The organism is Rahnella aceris (genome assembly GCF_011684115.1).
GTDB lineage: Bacteria > Pseudomonadota > Gammaproteobacteria > Enterobacterales > Enterobacteriaceae > Rahnella > Rahnella aceris.
This window is the reverse complement of the sequence record NZ_JAADJV010000001.1, coordinates 2,301,994-2,318,820: the sequence shown is the minus strand read 5'-3', so window position 1 is coordinate 2,318,820 and position 16,827 is coordinate 2,301,994. Positions and strand designations below refer to the sequence as shown.

The 16,827-nt window shown below is 52.2% G+C and carries 12 protein-coding genes; 10 read left to right on the top strand and 2 right to left on the bottom strand.

Going from position 1 to position 16,827, the window contains the following annotated elements:
* The first annotated feature begins 1 nt into the window (after position 1).
* Together pcp and nei are read left to right on the top strand one after the other, a co-directional pair.
* Positions 2-652, top strand: a complete 651-nt coding sequence (pcp, locus tag GW591_RS10610) for a pyroglutamyl-peptidase I (protein ID WP_121019802.1) — start codon at positions 2-4, stop codon at positions 650-652.
* Positions 652-1,446 carry an endonuclease VIII gene (nei, locus tag GW591_RS10605; RefSeq protein ID WP_112151668.1) on the top strand — a complete coding sequence of 265 codons (795 nt, stop codon included), beginning with the start codon at positions 652-654 and terminating at the stop codon, positions 1,444-1,446. Before pcp ends, nei begins: the two co-directional genes overlap by 1 nt.
* A gap of 50 nt (positions 1,447-1,496) precedes the next feature.
* Here nei and GW591_RS10600 read toward each other — a convergent pair whose 3' ends face one another.
* Both GW591_RS10600 and GW591_RS10595 read right to left on the bottom strand, forming a co-directional pair.
* Entirely contained in the window at positions 1,497-4,265 is a 2,769-nt protein-coding gene (locus tag GW591_RS10600) for an autotransporter family protein (protein ID WP_225444897.1), read from the bottom strand.
* 420 nt (positions 4,266-4,685) lie between these two features.
* A complete protein-coding gene (locus GW591_RS10595) occupies positions 4,686-5,969 on the bottom strand; it encodes a citrate synthase (protein ID WP_013576444.1) in 1,284 nt (427 codons plus the stop codon).
* Between the two features lie 827 nt (positions 5,970-6,796).
* Between GW591_RS10595 and sdhC the strand changes: the two genes are divergently transcribed.
* The 8 genes from sdhC (at position 6,797) to sucD (ending at position 16,648) form a co-directional block, all read left to right on the top strand.
* A complete protein-coding gene (gene sdhC, locus GW591_RS10590) occupies positions 6,797-7,186 on the top strand; it encodes a succinate dehydrogenase cytochrome b556 subunit (RefSeq protein ID WP_013576443.1) in 390 nt (129 codons plus the stop codon).
* Positions 7,180-7,527 carry a succinate dehydrogenase membrane anchor subunit gene (sdhD, locus tag GW591_RS10585; RefSeq protein WP_013576442.1) on the top strand — a complete coding sequence of 116 codons (348 nt, stop codon included), beginning with the start codon at positions 7,180-7,182 and terminating at the stop codon, positions 7,525-7,527. Before sdhC ends, sdhD begins: the two co-directional genes overlap by 7 nt.
* A gap of 3 nt (positions 7,528-7,530) precedes the next feature.
* The gene (sdhA, locus tag GW591_RS10580; protein ID WP_013576441.1) at positions 7,531-9,297 is read left to right on the top strand and encodes a succinate dehydrogenase flavoprotein subunit; all 1,767 of its coding nucleotides are present in this window, start codon (positions 7,531-7,533) and stop codon (positions 9,295-9,297) included.
* Positions 9,298-9,316: 19 nt separating this feature from the next.
* On the top strand, positions 9,317-10,033 hold the full coding sequence (locus GW591_RS10575; RefSeq protein WP_013576440.1) for a succinate dehydrogenase iron-sulfur subunit: 717 nt from the start codon (positions 9,317-9,319) through the stop codon (positions 10,031-10,033).
* Between the two features lie 400 nt (positions 10,034-10,433).
* Complete coding sequence (sucA, locus tag GW591_RS10570; protein WP_013576439.1) at positions 10,434-13,241, top strand: 2-oxoglutarate dehydrogenase E1 component; 2,808 nt, start codon at positions 10,434-10,436, stop codon at positions 13,239-13,241.
* 46 nt (positions 13,242-13,287) lie between these two features.
* Entirely contained in the window at positions 13,288-14,517 is a 1,230-nt protein-coding gene (gene odhB / locus GW591_RS10565) for a 2-oxoglutarate dehydrogenase complex dihydrolipoyllysine-residue succinyltransferase (protein WP_013576438.1), read from the top strand.
* 92 nt (positions 14,518-14,609) lie between these two features.
* Positions 14,610-15,776 (top strand): ADP-forming succinate--CoA ligase subunit beta, encoded by a 1,167-nt coding sequence (sucC, locus tag GW591_RS10560; RefSeq protein ID WP_013576437.1) that lies wholly within the window; start codon positions 14,610-14,612, stop codon positions 15,774-15,776.
* Positions 15,776-16,648 carry a succinate--CoA ligase subunit alpha gene (sucD, locus tag GW591_RS10555; protein WP_013576436.1) on the top strand — a complete coding sequence of 291 codons (873 nt, stop codon included), beginning with the start codon at positions 15,776-15,778 and terminating at the stop codon, positions 16,646-16,648. Before sucC ends, sucD begins: the two co-directional genes overlap by 1 nt.
* The last annotated feature ends 179 nt before the right edge of the window (positions 16,649-16,827 follow it).

The following is a 16,827-nucleotide window of genomic DNA, read 5'->3' as shown; positions in this document are numbered from 1 at the left end:
TATGCGTAAAGTTTTAGTCACCGGTTTTGAGCCTTTTGGCGGCGAGCGCGTTAATCCATCATGGGAAGTAGTAAAGCAACTGGGTGACCTGGAATTGTCGGGCGCGCAGATTGTGGTTCGTCAGTTGCCGTGCGTGTTCGGCAAAGCCATTGATGCGCTGAATGCGGCGATCGATGAAGTGCTGCCGGAAATGGTGATCTGCGTCGGACAGGCCGGTGGCCGCAATGATTTCAGCATCGAACGCGTGGCGATCAACGTCGATGACGCGCGTATTGCCGATAACGACGGCAATCAGCCGGTGGATGAGGTGATTGTCAGCGACGGCCCGGCGGCGTATTTTTCTACTCTGCCGCTCAAGACAATTGTCAACGGATTACGCGAGTCGGGGATCCCTGCATCGGTGTCGCAAACCGCCGGTACCTATGTCTGTAACCACGTGATGTACGGCCTGATGCATCGTCTGGCGCAGCCTGCCTGTAAGGTGGTGAAGGGCGGTTTTATCCATATTCCTTACCTGCCTGAACAGGCCGCGCATCATCCGGGGGCGCCAAGTATGTCAGTACATACTGTTCTGAACGCCCTTGAGCTGACGATCGCCATCGCGCTGCACACGGAACAAGATTTGAAAATTGCCGGGGGTGCGACTCACTGATGCCTGAAGGTCCTGAAATTCGCCGTGCGGCCGATGTGCTGGCTACGGCGGTAGTGAATAAGCCTCTGACGGATGTCTGGTTTGCGTTTCCTGCGCTGAAACCTTATCAGTCAGCGCTGCGTGGAACCAGAATCACGTCGATTGAAACGCGGGGGAAAGCCCTGCTGACGCACTTTTCCAACGGACTGACGTTGTACAGCCACAATCAGCTTTACGGCGTCTGGCGGGTGGTCAATGCCGGTGAAGTGGAGAAAGAAACCAAACGCTCGCTGCGGGTAAAGCTGGAAACCACCGAAGCGGCGATTTTGCTCTACAGCGCGTCCGAAATCAGTATTTACGATACGGCGGAAATCGAAAAGCATCCGTTCCTGCAACGTATCGGCCCCGACGTGCTGGATGAGACGTTGACGGTCGCACAGGTACGTGAACGGTTACTTTCACCTAAATTCTGCAACCGGCAGTTAGGCGGAATGTTGCTGGATCAGGCTTTTCTGGCCGGGTTGGGGAATTATCTGCGGGCGGAAATTCTCTGGCTGGCGAAACTGCTGCCGGATCATAAACCGAAAGAGCTGAATGACACGGAACGGGATGCGCTGGCCGATGCCTGTTTGTCTGTTGCGCGGTTGTCGTACGCCACGCGAGGTACGATGGATGAAAATGTGCATCACGGCGCGCTGTTCCGTTTTAAGGTATTTGGCCGCACAGGCCAGCCATGTGAACGTTGCGGCGATCCGATCATGAAAACCAGTGTGTCATCGCGACCATTCTTCTGGTGTCCGGTGTGTCAGGTCTGAAAGATAAAAAGAAAAGGGCACCGGAGTGCCCTTGCTCAGTGTTTTCAGAATCAGAAATTCACTTTGATACCCAGATTACCGCTGTAACCTTCCAGATCTGAATCGAATCCTTTCTGGTAGCGGACGTCTGTATAAATCGTGGTATTTTCACTGAGTTTGCCCGCCAGCCCTGCGCCAGTCTGCCACCAGTTGTCGCTGAATTCCGCTTTAAGCCGTTGAGTCGCGAATTGTACTTCGGGTTCATCGCCAATAGTCGTGACGGCATCCAGCGTCAGATAAGGCGTCCAGGTTGGATTATCCATGAACAACCGCACACCGCCGCGTGCCTGCGCATTACTGGTTGATACGCCGGAGACATTGCTGATGCCATCGTTGAAATCTTCCAGATTCAGATACTGATAAATCACCTGCGCCTGAGGTTCAATTTTCAGATTTTCATGCAGTGTAAAGGGTTTGCCTGCTTCTACTGATAACGCGACGCCATAACCGTCCTGATCGGCATCATGCGTGCTGTCATAGCTGTTTTTATACCAACTGCCCATACCCACCGCGTCAATGTAGCCGCCATCCTGCGCTTTTAGCGTGTAGTAACCGCCGAGGCTATAGATGTCGCTGTCTACACTGCCAGCTTGTATGGAATATATCGGGTTATTGCTGCGAAGGCTGTCTTCCGCGTCGGTATTCTGACGTCCGAGTGTCACGAGAATACCGGCACTGCGTTCGGTGTTTTCTTCGTTTTTATCCCATATCAGATCCATACCCAACTGCGCATACCAGGTATCGGTATCATAGCTGTAACGGCCTGCGTCATTCTCGGTGTGAGTACCGACAATCCGACCCCATGCGCCGTCTTTATGCAGCACATCACCGCCGGTACGCTGGTGATAAGTGCCAATCGCATCAAAGCCATACTGCATATTCAGCGCCGGTGCCGCGATATATCCCGGCACTTCCTCACGCCACGGCTGGATGTCGTCGGATGGCGTCGGAGTTGGGTTCACATCAGGATTGGCGTCAGGCGCAGGGGCAGGGATCGGCGTTGAACAATCATAATTAGCGCAGGTGCTCAGATACCAGTTTTCACCCTCACCGGTGGTGATATCACCTTTACGCAGCCCGTAGTTGAACGCACCCGCTGAGACAGAATTCCCCAGCGTGAAGGCATTGGTTCCCTGTGTATTGGTTCCATCCACGGTAACCACTTCAATCCCGTTGCCCTGTGTATAGTTACCGTTGCCGCCTGTGCTGGTGACAAACAAGGTATTTTGACCGGTAATGTCGCCCGTTACGTGGATCTTGTCTGTCGGCGAGTTGCTGTCATCCAGATAGGTATTGATACGGTATGTGCCGTCGCCGGTCATATTGCTGTTCACGGTAAGTTCAGAGTATTCATTACCGTTATGTGTGAAGAACGTGGTGCCACCGGAGTTCATCTGCGAAATCGTGGAATCACCGGTCAGCGTCCACCGGCTGGAATCGTCGATATTAATGCTGTTGGTACTGGCGGTGATGCCTTGCCATTCAGAGCCGCTGTTAAGATAGACATCCACAACACTGCCGGTATCGGCAATGATATCGCCTTCCATATAAGAATTACTGGCAGATAAATTCACCTGACTTTGCGCGGTAACGCCCGTATCAGTATCTGTGAAACTTCCGGCTCTCAGCAGAATGCCGTTTCCGCTTTGCACGGTTGACCCGTTGTTCACGTTAATCCGGGTATTGGCACCTGCAGCCAGTATTCCCTCACTGGTGGCGCTGCTGACAAGGCTGTTATCCAGCGTCACGATAGCCTGATGATCTGCATCAAAACCCTGCGTATAGATGCCATTTGCGAATGCACCGGAGGCCGATAACTCGCTGTTGCTGATGGTCATCTGGCTGTTGGCGTAGGAACGGACAGCGGAAGCCCCTTCGCCGGTAGAAATCCCCGTAACCGCATTGGCATCAAGGGTAGAATCATTCATCGCAACCAGCAGATTACTTCCCGTACCGGTTGTGGTGATCTCAGCGGTATCAAGTGCCATAGCCCCGGAGCCTGTGGCTAAAGCAGCGGCTGAACGGGTACCTTCGGTCTTGAGCACTATATTTTTGGCCGTTAGCGTTGCGCCCTGACTGGCAAAAAAACCGATGTTATTATTGCCTGTCGTGGTGTAGGTCCCGCCTGTCAACGTCACATCGCTATAGGCGTTGCTATTCACCATGATATCGTCAGTGCCGGTCATTTCGACGTTGCCGTTTATTATGTCAACGGTAGTTCTTTTGGCATCGCTGGAACCTGACGCATAAATGACATTTTGGGAACCTGCAGAGTTTTGTTTAACCGTGAGATTTTCAATGCTCAATGAGGCGTCAGAAACGGTGAGCGCATGTTTTGCGTTAGTTAATTCTATGTTTACATTACTCAGGTTCACCGATGCACCCGACTGGATATTAATTCCCTGTGCCTGAGCGGCATCACTGGTGATACGTATATCATTACCTGTTAATGTTGAACCGACATCTGAGACATAAATAACACTGCTGTCATCTTTACCCGTACGGATGTCGGTATTATCAATTTCGGCTGATGCGCCAGTAATAATGTTAAATGTTTTGCTGGAATCTGTTGTGCTGACATCAGCATAATTAAGGATTAACTTACCTCCGCTAATAATATTGAATGCATAAGCTTCGCTGCCGGTCGTGGAAACCACGGATTGAACGGGCACTGGCGAAGGTATTCCGGGAATAGTGATTTCACCATCAACAATAACTTCTGTACCCGCGCCGGTGATGGTGTAAGCGTGATCGCCCGTACCCGTCGTAGCGAAACTCAAGGCATCAGCAGGGGTTATGCCCGTTGAAAATGTGGTTGTTGCAAGTGCAATAGATGACGGTAATAAAAGACTAAAGATGGCGCTCGATAATAATGTTTTTTTAAATGAATGCGGGTGTTCCCGATATTCTTCCATGTCAAAGTGTCCTTTGTTTTAATAATGGCGTGTTTATCTTACATGTTTCATTAATACGCTTTTTTAATTAGCGGATTGCAATGAATCATATTGTTGATGACTATGAGTTTATTGTCAGATGAATTTCGGGGGATGGTATATCACGGAAGGATAAGCGTCAAATATTGGTACTGATATATTGAATGGTTAATTTATGCTTAATATATAATTAAGGTCTCTTTGGGTTGAATAAATAAAAAGGCCAATGAATTATTCATCGGCCTTGTATATTAGGACAGGAGGGAATTATTTTTTCAGCTGAGAATGGAAATCGCGTTTGTCATAGCCGGTATAAAGCTGGCGAGGACGGGCAATTTTGATACCTTCCTGATGCATTTCGCTCCAGTGAGCAATCCAGCCAACAGTACGCGCCATCGCGAAGATCACGGTGAACATGGAAGAGGGAATACCCATGGCTTTCAGGATGATGCCGGAGTAGAAATCGACGTTCGGGTACAGTTTCTTCTCGATGAAGTACGGGTCGTTCAGCGCGATATGTTCAAGCTCCATCGCTACTTCCAGCAGGTTGTCTTTCAGATCCAACTCTTTCAGCACTTCATGACAGGTTTCACGCATCACGGTTGCGCGCGGGTCGTAGTTTTTGTAAACACGGTGACCAAAGCCCATCAGGCGGAAAGAATCATTCTTGTCTTTTGCACGTTTCACAAATTCAGGGATGTGATCAACGCTGCTGATTTCTTCCAGCATTTTCAGTGCAGCTTCGTTCGCGCCGCCGTGAGCCGGTCCCCACAAGGACGCGATACCGGCAGCAATACAGGCGAACGGGTTAGCGCCAGAAGAACCGGCGGTACGCACGGTGGACGTGGAGGCGTTTTGCTCATGGTCAGCGTGCAGGATCAGAATACGATCCATCGCGCGTTCCAGAATCGGATTCACTTTGTATTCTTCACATGGGGTGGCGAACATCATGTGCAGGAAGTTACCGGCATAAGACAGGTCGTTGCGCGGATATACAAACGGCTGGCCGATAGAATATTTGTAACACATGGCAGCGACGGTCGGCATTTTAGACAGCAGACGGTAAGCAGCGATTTCACGGTGACGTTCGTTTTCTACGTCGATGGAGTCGTGATAAAACGCGGCCAGCGCGCCGGTGACGCCACACAGGACCGCCATCGGGTGAGAGTCGCGACGGAAGCCGTGGAACAGACGGGTGATTTGCTCATGCACCATGGTGTGACGGGTGACATTGGTTTTGAATTCATCGTACTGTTTCTGAGTCGGCACTTCGCCGTTCAGCAGCAAATAGCTCACTTCAAGGAAAGTGGACTCCTGTGCCAGCTGGTCAATCGGGAAACCACGGTGCAGCAGAACGCCTTCGTCACCGTCGATATAGGTGATTTTGGACTCGCAGGATGCAGTAGAGGTGAAACCGGGGTCATAAGTGAAAAGACCTTTAGAACCGAGGGTGCGGATATCCACTTCATCCTGGCCCAGTGTGCCGGACAGCACGTTTAGTTCAATCGGGTCGTGACCTTGTAGGGTAAGTGTCGCTTTCTTATCAGCCATTTACAGTCTCCTTAGCGCCTTATTTTTAAAAATCAGTAACAACAGAAATGCCTGGAAGCGACGCCTTGTAAGGTCATTATTATTGTCAGCCTTAGCTCTGCGATCGAATGGGAAGGGAACGTAGAGCTGAGTCGAAGTGCAGTCTCAGACTGCTCTGTGACAAACAAGCGGCGTTTCATCGTTGTTAACGATTCGGTAAATCATTACTGTTCTGTCGCTCAGTACCTGTGAAGAGTATGAGGATTTACACAATCACCACTTTTGCATAACTTGAGCCGTCAGGGAAGACCCTGCATTGCGATTGTGTGATCCACTGATTCTTCAGAAACTTTCACCATTTTGGTGCGTGAAGGCGAAGCCGGTATGTGCGCAGAATCACAGTCCTATAGGGATAGTTCATTTGTAATGGAAATGTTGATCAAATGTCAAACTGGATAATTTATTTCGTGTCTTTTGTGAAAAATGGGAGCTAACTCACTGTTTCGGAGAAATGTGAATAAAGCATTTGTAGGGCAATTGTAATAGGAATGTGATCAACCTATACTCCTACAAGGTCTCCGGGCAATCCGAAGTAGGAGCACCCAGCACTCTCTTTTTTGTCTCAGATTTTATGAAAATGGACTTAAAGGAAAACACATTTCTGCGCCGTTTAAGCACATCGGATGTCGTTGTTTGAGCGCGTGAAATGTTGGGCTTTTAGCTCAGCTTTCCAACGTTATTGGTTCTGTGGGGAGGCGGTAAGTCAACGCATCCACAACGACAAGAACGAAGGAAAGGGTGCTGTCTGACATACTGCTCCGGACCGGAGGAAAAATAATAAGAGCTGTGTGGGCAAAACCGTGAAAAAACAAAGACCTGTCAATCTGGATCTGCAAACGATCCGGTTTCCTGTTACTGCGATAGCGTCCATCTTACACCGAGTCTCTGGCGTAATTACCTTCGTCGCCGTCGGTATCCTCCTCTGGCTGTTAGGCCTGTCTCTCTCTTCTCCTGAAGGGTTTGCGCATGCTGCCGCCATCATGAATAGCTTCTTCGTCAAATTCATCTTTTGGGGAATACTCACTGCGCTGGCCTATCACGTTTGCGGTGGCGTACGCCATTTGCTGATGGATTTTGGCTATATCGAAGAGAGTTTGGCTGCCGGTACCCGTTCTGCCCAGGTGGCAATCGGGCTGACCGTCGTGCTGTCAATTCTGGCTGGAGTTCTCGTATGGTAAGCAACGTTTCTGCGTTAGGGCGTAATGGTGTGCACGACTGGCTGTTACTGCGTGCTTCCGCAATTATCCTCACCCTGTATATCCTCTATATTCTGGGCTTCGTGGTTCTGGCTCAGGAACTGACATTTGATGTCTGGCATGGCTTCTTCTCTTCCTCCATCACCAAAGTATTCACACTGCTGGCGCTGCTCTCAATTCTGATACACGCGTGGATCGGCATGTGGCAGGTGTTAACGGACTATGTGAAACCGCTGGCTGTCCGGCTGATGCTGCAACTGGCTATCGTCGTGGTGTTAGTGGTTTACCTACTTTACGGAACAATTGTTGTTTGGGGAGCGTAGTAAATGAATCTGCCAGTCAGAGAGTTTGATGCTGTCGTCATCGGTGCAGGTGGCGCCGGTATGCGTGCCGCGTTACAGATTTCACAAATGGGGCTGTCTTGCGCCCTGATTTCAAAAGTCTTCCCGACCCGCTCCCATACGGTGTCCGCGCAGGGCGGTATCACCGTCGCGCTGGGTAACACCCATGAGGATGACTGGGAATGGCACATGTACGACACCGTAAAAGGTTCCGACTATATCGGTGACCAGGACGCCATTGAATATATGTGTAAAACCGGGCCGGAAGCGATTCTGGAACTCGAACACATGGGGCTGCCTTTCTCCCGTCTTGAAGACGGCCGCATTTATCAGCGTCCGTTTGGCGGCCAGTCGAAAAACTTCGGTGGCGAGCAGGCGGCACGTACTGCGGCCGCCGCTGACCGTACCGGTCACGCCTTGCTGCACACGCTGTATCAGCAAAACCTGAAAAAAGGCACCACGATTTTCTCTGAATGGTATTCACTGGATTTAGTGAAAAACCAGGACGGCGCGATCGTCGGCTGTACCGCAATCTGCATTGAAACCGGCGAAGTGGTGTATTTCAAAGCCAAAGCCACCGTACTGGCGACCGGCGGCGCAGGCCGTATTTACCAGTCCACCACCAACGCCCACATTAATACCGGCGACGGTGTTGGCATGGCGTTACGTGCAGGTGTTCCGGTGCAGGACATGGAAATGTGGCAGTTCCACCCGACCGGTATCGCCGGCGCAGGCGTTCTGGTGACAGAAGGCTGCCGTGGTGAAGGCGGTTATCTGCTCAATAAAGACGGCGAACGTTTCATGGAACGTTATGCGCCGAATGCCAAAGACCTGGCAGGTCGTGACGTGGTGGCGCGTTCCATCATGATCGAAATCCGTGAAGGCCGTGGCTGCGAAGGTCCGTGGGGCCCGCACGCTAAACTGAAACTCGATCATCTGGGTAAAGACGTTCTGGAATCCCGCCTGCCGGGCATCCTTGAACTGTCGCGTACCTTCGCACACGTCGATCCGGTGAAAGAACCGATCCCTGTTATCCCAACCTGTCACTACATGATGGGCGGCATTCCGACCAAAGTGACCGGTCAGGCGCTGCGTGTTAACGCACAGGGTCAGGATGAAGTGATCCCTGGTCTGTTCGCGGTGGGTGAAATTGCCTGTGTATCGGTACACGGCGCTAACCGTCTCGGTGGTAACTCACTGCTGGATCTGGTGGTGTTTGGCCGTGCGGCGGGTATGCATCTGCAGGAATCTATCACCGAACAGGGCGAAAGCCGTGATGCTTCTCAGGACGACATTGATGTATCTCTGGAGCGTCTGAACCGCTGGAACAACACCCGTTCAGGTGAAGATCCGGTGGCTATCCGTAAAGACCTGCAATCGTGCATGCAGAACAACTTCTCGGTATTCCGTGAAGGTGATGCGATGGCGAAAGGTCTGGAAGAACTGAAAGTGATCCGCGAGCGTCTGAAATCTGCCCGTCTGGATGATACGTCCTCAGAGTTCAATACCCAGCGCGTTGAGTGTCTGGAACTGGATAATCTGATGGAAACTGCGTTCTCCACCGCTGTCTCTGCAAACTACCGCACTGAAAGCCGTGGTGCTCACAGCCGTTTCGACTTCCCTGAGCGTGATGATGCGAACTGGTTGTGCCACACGTTGTATCAGCCAGAAACAGAAAGCATGACCCGCCGTGAGGTGAACATGCAGCCTAAGCTTCGCGCGGCGTTCCCGCCGAAAGCGCGTACTTACTAGGGCGGAGCGGAGACAGATTATGAAAATTGAATTTTCGATTTATCGCTACAACCCGGACGTTGATGACGTGCCGTACATGAAAGATTACGTGCTGGAAGCTAAAGAAGGGCGCGATATGATGTTGCTCGACGCGCTGATTTTGCTGAAAGAACAGGATCCGACGCTGGCTTTCCGCCGCTCATGCCGTGAAGGTGTTTGCGGGTCAGATGGCGTCAACATGAACGGCAAAAACGGCCTGGCGTGTATCACACCCGTCTCGACATTGCGTAACGGCAGCAAGAAAATTGTAATCCGTCCGTTGCCGGGGTTACCGGTTGTCCGTGACCTTGTAGTAGACATGGGACAATTCTATAAGCAGTATGAGAAGATTAAGCCTTACTTGTTGAATGATGGGAAAAATCCTCCGGCGCGTGAACATTTGCAAATGCCGGATGACCGCGAAAAGCTGGACGGATTGTACGAATGTATTCTCTGCGCCTGCTGTTCAACGTCCTGTCCGTCTTTCTGGTGGAATCCCGACAAGTTTGTCGGTCCGGCAGGCCTTCTGGCCGCTTACCGTTTCCTGATCGACAGCCGCGATACCGAGACACAATCGCGCCTTGACGATCTGAATGATGCTTTCAGTGTATTCCGCTGCCACAGCATCATGAACTGTGTGAGTGTATGTCCAAAGGGGCTGAACCCGACCAAGGCTATCGGCCATATTAAATCGATGCTGCTACAACGCGGTGCCTGATTGATAAGCCACGCACAGCGGGAACTCAGGTTCCCGCTGTTATTTAGTTACCACCGGTTTTTCGCTTTCTTTAGTTACAAATGTGGTAACTGAGGTGGGGATAGCAAATAATTAATTTTTTAATAACAAAGTAGCAACAAGTGCAACAAAGTTGCGCCTGACTGGAGTAAGATAGCCGGGTCAAAAACCGGGAGATAAAAATCCCCCGAAAGGCAGCAGAAATAAGCAGGGTAACTTCAAAAATCAGTCACGCGCATGGCGGATTTCTGAAGGTTCCTTGAAGAGCCAACCGCTCAACCAACGAACTGTTTTAGTATGGAAAACCGTTTTACCGCGGTGTATCACGGTCATTATTATTAACCACGGCGAAAACTAAAGCTTCAAAGCTTAAGGGATCACGATGCAGAACGGCGCAATGAAGGCCTGGCTGGATTCCTCCTATCTGGCGGGTGCAAACCAGTCTTACATAGAGCAACTCTATGAAGACTACTTAACCGATCCTGGTTCCGTTGACGATAGCTGGCGTTCGATTTTTAAACAGCTACCAACAGTGGGTGTGAAACCAGAGCAACTCCATTCTCAAACTCGGGACTACTTCCGCCGCCTGGCGAAAGACGCGTCACGTTATAACTCCTCCATCAGCGATCCGGAAACGGATGCCAAGCAAGTCAAGGTGCTGCAGTTAATCAACGCCTTCCGCTTCCGTGGTCATCAGAACGCAAACCTTGATCCCCTCGGCCTGTGGAAGCTGGATGCCGTGCCTGATCTGGACCCGGCGTTCCACCATCTGACTGAAGCTGATTTCCAGGAAACCTTCAACGTCGGTTCATTTGCCATTGGCAAGGAAACCATGCAGCTCGGCGAGCTGTATAAAGCCCTGAAGCAAACCTATTGCGGTTCCATTGGTGCGGAATACATGCACATTACCAACACTGAAGAGAAACGCTGGATCCAACAGCGAATCGAATCCGTGGCAGGTCGTGCGAGTTTCACCAATGATGAGAAGAAAACGTTTCTTAAAGAGCTGACCGCTGCAGAAGGTCTGGAGCGTTATCTGGGGGCGAAATTCCCGGGTGCAAAACGCTTCTCACTCGAAGGTGGCGATGCGCTGGTTCCGATGCTGAAAGAAATGATCCGTCATGCCGGCAAAAACGGAACCCGCGAAGTCGTGCTGGGTATGGCGCACCGCGGTCGTCTGAACGTACTGATCAACGTGCTGGGCAAAAAACCTCAGGACCTGTTCGACGAATTCTCCGGTAAGCATAAAGAACACCTGGGCACCGGTGATGTGAAATACCACATGGGTTATTCGTCTGATGTGGAAACCGAAGGCGGTATGGTTCACCTGGCGCTGGCGTTTAACCCGTCGCACCTGGAAATCGTCAGCCCGGTCGTCATCGGTTCTGTTCGTGCCCGTCGTGATCGTCTGGACGAAGCGCGCAGCAACATGGTTCTGCCAATCACCATTCACGGTGACGCGGCCATTACCGGTCAGGGTGTGGTTCAGGAAACCCTGAACATGTCGCTGGCACGCGGTTATGAAGTGGGCGGTACCGTGCGTATCGTCATCAATAACCAGGTGGGCTTCACCACCTCGAATCCGAAAGATGCGCGTTCTACCGATTACTGTACCGATATCGCGAAAATGGTGCAGGCACCGATTTTCCACGTCAATGCCGATGACCCTGAAGCGGTGGCTTTCGTGACCCGCCTGGCATTGGATTTCCGTAACACCTTTAAACGTGACGTCATGATCGACCTGGTTTGCTACCGTCGCCACGGCCATAACGAGGCCGACGAACCTAGCGCAACCCAGCCGCTGATGTACAACAAGATCAAGAAACACCCGACGCCACGCAAGATTTACGCTGATGTCCTGACTGAGCAAAACGTAGCCAGCCTCGAAGATGCCACGGAAATGGTCAACCTGTACCGCGATGCGCTGGATGCCGGTGAATGCGTGGTGGAAGAGTGGCGTCAGAATGACATGCACACTTTCACCTGGTCACCGTATCTGAATCATGAATGGGATGAGGCTTATCCGAACAAGGTCGAGCTGAAACGCCTGCAGGAACTGGCGCGTCGTGTCAGCCATGTGCCTGATGCGATCGAAATGCAATCCCGCGTTGCCAAGATTTACGGCGACCGTAACGAGATGGCCGAAGGCAATAAGAAGTTCGACTGGGGTGGCGCGGAAAATCTGGCCTACGCTACGCTGGTAGATGAAGGTATTCCGATTCGTCTTTCCGGTGAAGATACCGGCCGCGGCACCTTCTTCCATCGCCATGCGGTGATCCATAACCAGAAAAACGGTTCGGTGTACGTGCCGCTGGCCAATATTCATAACAGCCAGGGCGAATTCAATGTCTGGGATTCCGTGCTTTCCGAAGAAGCGGTGCTGGCCTTTGAATACGGTTACGCGACCGCTGAACCGCGCACCCTGACCATCTGGGAAGCGCAGTTCGGTGACTTCGCCAACGGTGCACAGGTGGTTATCGACCAGTTCATCAGTTCCGGCGAACAGAAATGGGGCCGCATGTGTGGTCTGGTGATGCTGCTGCCGCACGGCTACGAAGGGCAGGGGCCGGAGCACTCCTCCGCGCGTCTGGAACGTTATCTGCAACTTTGCGCTGAGCAAAATATGCAGGTATGTATCCCGTCTACCCCGGCGCAGGTTTACCACATGATCCGCCGTCAGGCACTGCGCGGTATGCGCCGTCCGCTGATCGTGATGTCACCGAAGTCTCTGTTGCGTCATCCTCTGGCGGTTTCTACGCTTGAGGAGTTGGCTGACGGCAGCTTCCTGCCAGCGATTGGTGAAGTCGACGAACTGGATCCGAAACAGGTTAAGCGCGTGGTGATGTGCTCCGGTAAGGTTTATTACGACCTGCTGGAACAACGTCGCAAAAACGAGCAAACCGATGTGGCGATTGTCCGCATCGAACAGCTTTACCCGTTCCCGCACAAGGCAATTCAGGAAGTGCTTGAGAAATTCTCACACGTTCATGATTTCGTCTGGTGTCAGGAAGAGCCACTGAACCAGGGCGCGTGGTATTGCAGCCAGCACAATTTCCGTGAAGTGATTCCTTTCGGGGCTTCTTTACGTTACGCAGGACGCCCGGCCTCTGCCTCTCCGGCAGTGGGCTACATGTCCGTTCACCAGAAGCAACAGCAAGATCTGGTTAACGATGCGCTGAACGTTAAATAACCGCGTCGGTGTCAGTTAACTATATGGAACATAAGAAGGATTGATAATGAGTAGCGTAGATATTCTGGTCCCTGACCTTCCTGAATCCGTTGCGGATGCGACGGTTGCCACCTGGCACAAAAAGCCGGGCGACAGTGTTGAGCGTGACGATGTACTGGTAGAAATTGAAACCGACAAAGTGGTTCTGGAAGTCCCGGCGAGTGAAGCCGGTATCCTGGACAGCATTATCGAAGACGAAGGTGCGACGGTCATTTCCCGTCAGATCCTGGCGCGTATTCGTCCGGGTAACAGCAGCGGTAAGCCAAGCACTGAGAAAAGCTCCGATAAAGAAGCGACTCCTGCGGCACGCCACACAGCAGCACTGGAAGAAGAGAACAACGACGCACTCAGCCCGGCTATCCGCCGCCTGATTGCTGAACATTCTCTGGATGCCAGCGCGATTAAAGGCAGCGGTGTTGGTGGTCGTCTGACCCGTGAAGATATCGAACAGCATCTGGCGAAAGCCAAAGACGCGAAACCGGCAGCCGCGCCAGCCGCCGCTCCGGCAGCGACCAGCGCCGCTCCGGCTCTGGGTTCACGTAGCGAAAAACGTGTGCCTATGACCCGTCTGCGTAAGCGTGTTGCTGAGCGTCTGCTTGAAGCGAAGAACAGCACTGCGATGCTGACGACCTTCAACGAAATCAACATGAAGCCAATCATGGATCTGCGTAAGCAGTACGGTGATGGTTTCGAAAAACGTCACGGCGTGCGTCTGGGCTTCATGTCTTTCTATCTGAAAGCCGTGGTTGAAGCACTGAAACGCTACCCGGAAGTGAATGCCTCTATTGACGGCGAGGATGTGGTTTACCACAACTATTTCGATGTCAGCATCGCGGTATCCACGCCACGCGGCCTGGTGACCCCGGTTCTGCGTGATGTCGATACGCTGGGCATGGCGGATATCGAGAAGCAAATCAAAGAGCTGGCGATCAAAGGTCGTGACGGCAAACTGAAAGTGGAAGAACTGACCGGCGGTAACTTTACTGTGACCAACGGCGGCGTCTTCGGCTCCCTGATGTCCACGCCAATCATCAACCCACCACAGAGTGCGATCCTCGGCATGCATGCCATTAAAGATCGTCCTATGGCGGTCAATGGTCAGGTAGTGATTTTGCCAATGATGTATCTGGCGCTGTCCTACGATCACCGTCTGGTTGATGGCCGTGAATCGGTCGGCTTCCTGGTGACCATTAAAGAGATGCTGGAAGATCCGGCTCGTCTGCTGCTGGACGTCTAGTCCCGGCACTGCGAAAGATTAGAGATCGAAAAATCTGCGGCACAGTTCGCTGTGCCCTGATAAGCCTTCCTACTAAGAATGGATAGAACATCATGAATTTACACGAGTATCAGGCGAAACAGCTGTTCCTGCGCTACGGCCTGCCAGCACCGACGGGCTTCGCCTGTTCCACCCCGCGTGAAGCGGAAGAGGCTGCATCGAAAATCGGTGCCGGTCCGTGGGTGGTGAAATGTCAGGTTCATGCCGGTGGCCGCGGTAAAGCGGGCGGCGTGAAAGTGGTCAAAAGCAAAGAAGAGATCCGCGCTTTTGCTGAGCACTGGCTGGGTAAACGTCTGGTCACTTACCAGACAGACGCCAGCGGTCAGCCGGTTAACCAGATCCTGGTTGAAGCGGCAACGGATATCGATCAGGAACTGTACCTCGGTGCGGTAGTGGATCGCAGCTCCCGTCGCGTGGTGTTCATGGCGTCTACAGAAGGCGGCGTGGAAATTGAGAAAGTGGCAGAAGAGACGCCACACCTGATCCATAAAGTGGCACTGGATCCGCTGGCAGGTCCGCAGCCTTATCAGGGGCGCGAACTGGCTTTCAAACTGGGCCTGACCGGTAAGCAGGTTCAGCAGTTCACCAAGATCTTCATGGGTCTGGCGAACATCTTCCTTGAGCGCGATCTGGCGCTGATCGAAATCAACCCGCTGGTGGTGACTACCGCTGGCGACCTGATCTGCCTCGACGGCAAACTGGGTGCAGACGGCAACGCCTTGTTCCGTCAGCCAGAATTGCGTGAAATGCGCGATTACAGCCAGGAAGATGCCCGTGAATCTCAGGCGGCGCAGTGGGAACTGAACTACGTTGCACTCGACGGCAACATCGGTTGCATGGTGAACGGTGCCGGTCTGGCAATGGGTACCATGGATATCGTGAAACTGCACGGTGGCGAACCGGCTAACTTCCTGGATGTTGGCGGTGGCGCAACCAAAGAACGCGTGACCGAAGCCTTCAAAATCATCCTGTCCGATGAAAAAGTCAAAGCTGTCTTCGTTAACATCTTCGGCGGTATCGTTCGTTGCGACCTGATCGCCGACGGTATCATCGGCGCGGTGGAAGAAGTGGGCGTCAGCGTACCGGTTGTGGTGCGTCTTGAAGGTAACAATGCCGAGCTGGGTGCCAAAAAACTGGCAGACAGCGGTTTGAACATCATTGCAGCGACCAGCCTGACGAATGCGGCTCAACAAGTTGTCGCGGCAGTGGAGGGGAAATAATGTCGATTTTAATCAACAAGAACACCAAAGTTATCTGCCAGGGTTTCACCGGTAGCCAGGGGACTTTCCACTCCGAACAAGCCATCGCTTACGGCACCAAAATGGTTGGCGGCGTTACGCCAGGCAAAGGCGGCACCGAGCATCTGGGCTTGCCAGTGTTCAATACCGTGCGTGAAGCGGTAGAAACTACCGGCGCAACGGCGTCTGTGATTTATGTGCCGGCACCGTTCTGTAAAGACTCTATTCTGGAAGCGCTGGATGCAGGTATTAAACTGATCATCTGTATCACTGAAGGCATTCCGACGCTGGATATGCTGGTGGTTAAAGTGAAACTGGATCAGAGCGATGCAGTGATGATCGGGCCAAACTGTCCGGGTGTTATCACGCCGGGCGAATGCAAAATCGGCATCATGCCGGGCCACATTCATCTGCCAGGCAAAGTGGGCATCGTTTCCCGTTCCGGTACGCTGACGTATGAAGCCGTTAAACAGACAACTGATTACGGTTACGGCCAGTCTACCTGCGTCGGTATCGGCGGTGACCCGATACCGGGCTCTAACTTCATCGATATCCTGAAGCTGTTCCAGGAAGATCCACAGACTGAAGTGATCGTGATGATCGGTGAAATCGGTGGTAACGCGGAAGAAGAAGCTGCCGCGTACATCAAAGCACACGTGACCAAACCGGTTGTGGGCTATATCGCGGGTGTGACTGCGCCTAAAGGCAAACGTATGGGCCATGCAGGCGCCATCATTGCCGGTGGTAAAGGCACTGCTGATGAGAAATTTGCAGCGCTGGAAGCGGCAGGCGTGAAAACCGTTCGCAGCCTGGCCGATATCGGCGAAGCCGTGAAATCATTGCTTCCGCAATAAGTATTACCCCACCCGCACCGGTGAAATTACGGTGCGGGTGAAGCCATTTTATTTAAGAAAAAGATTCGACATGTTGGCCACCTTCGGGTGGCCTTTTTTATTTTAAGCGAAATAGTTAACATTCGCTGAATTGAGCTATATTTATTAACACAGCACGATAGGTTCATTGGAAATAAAAG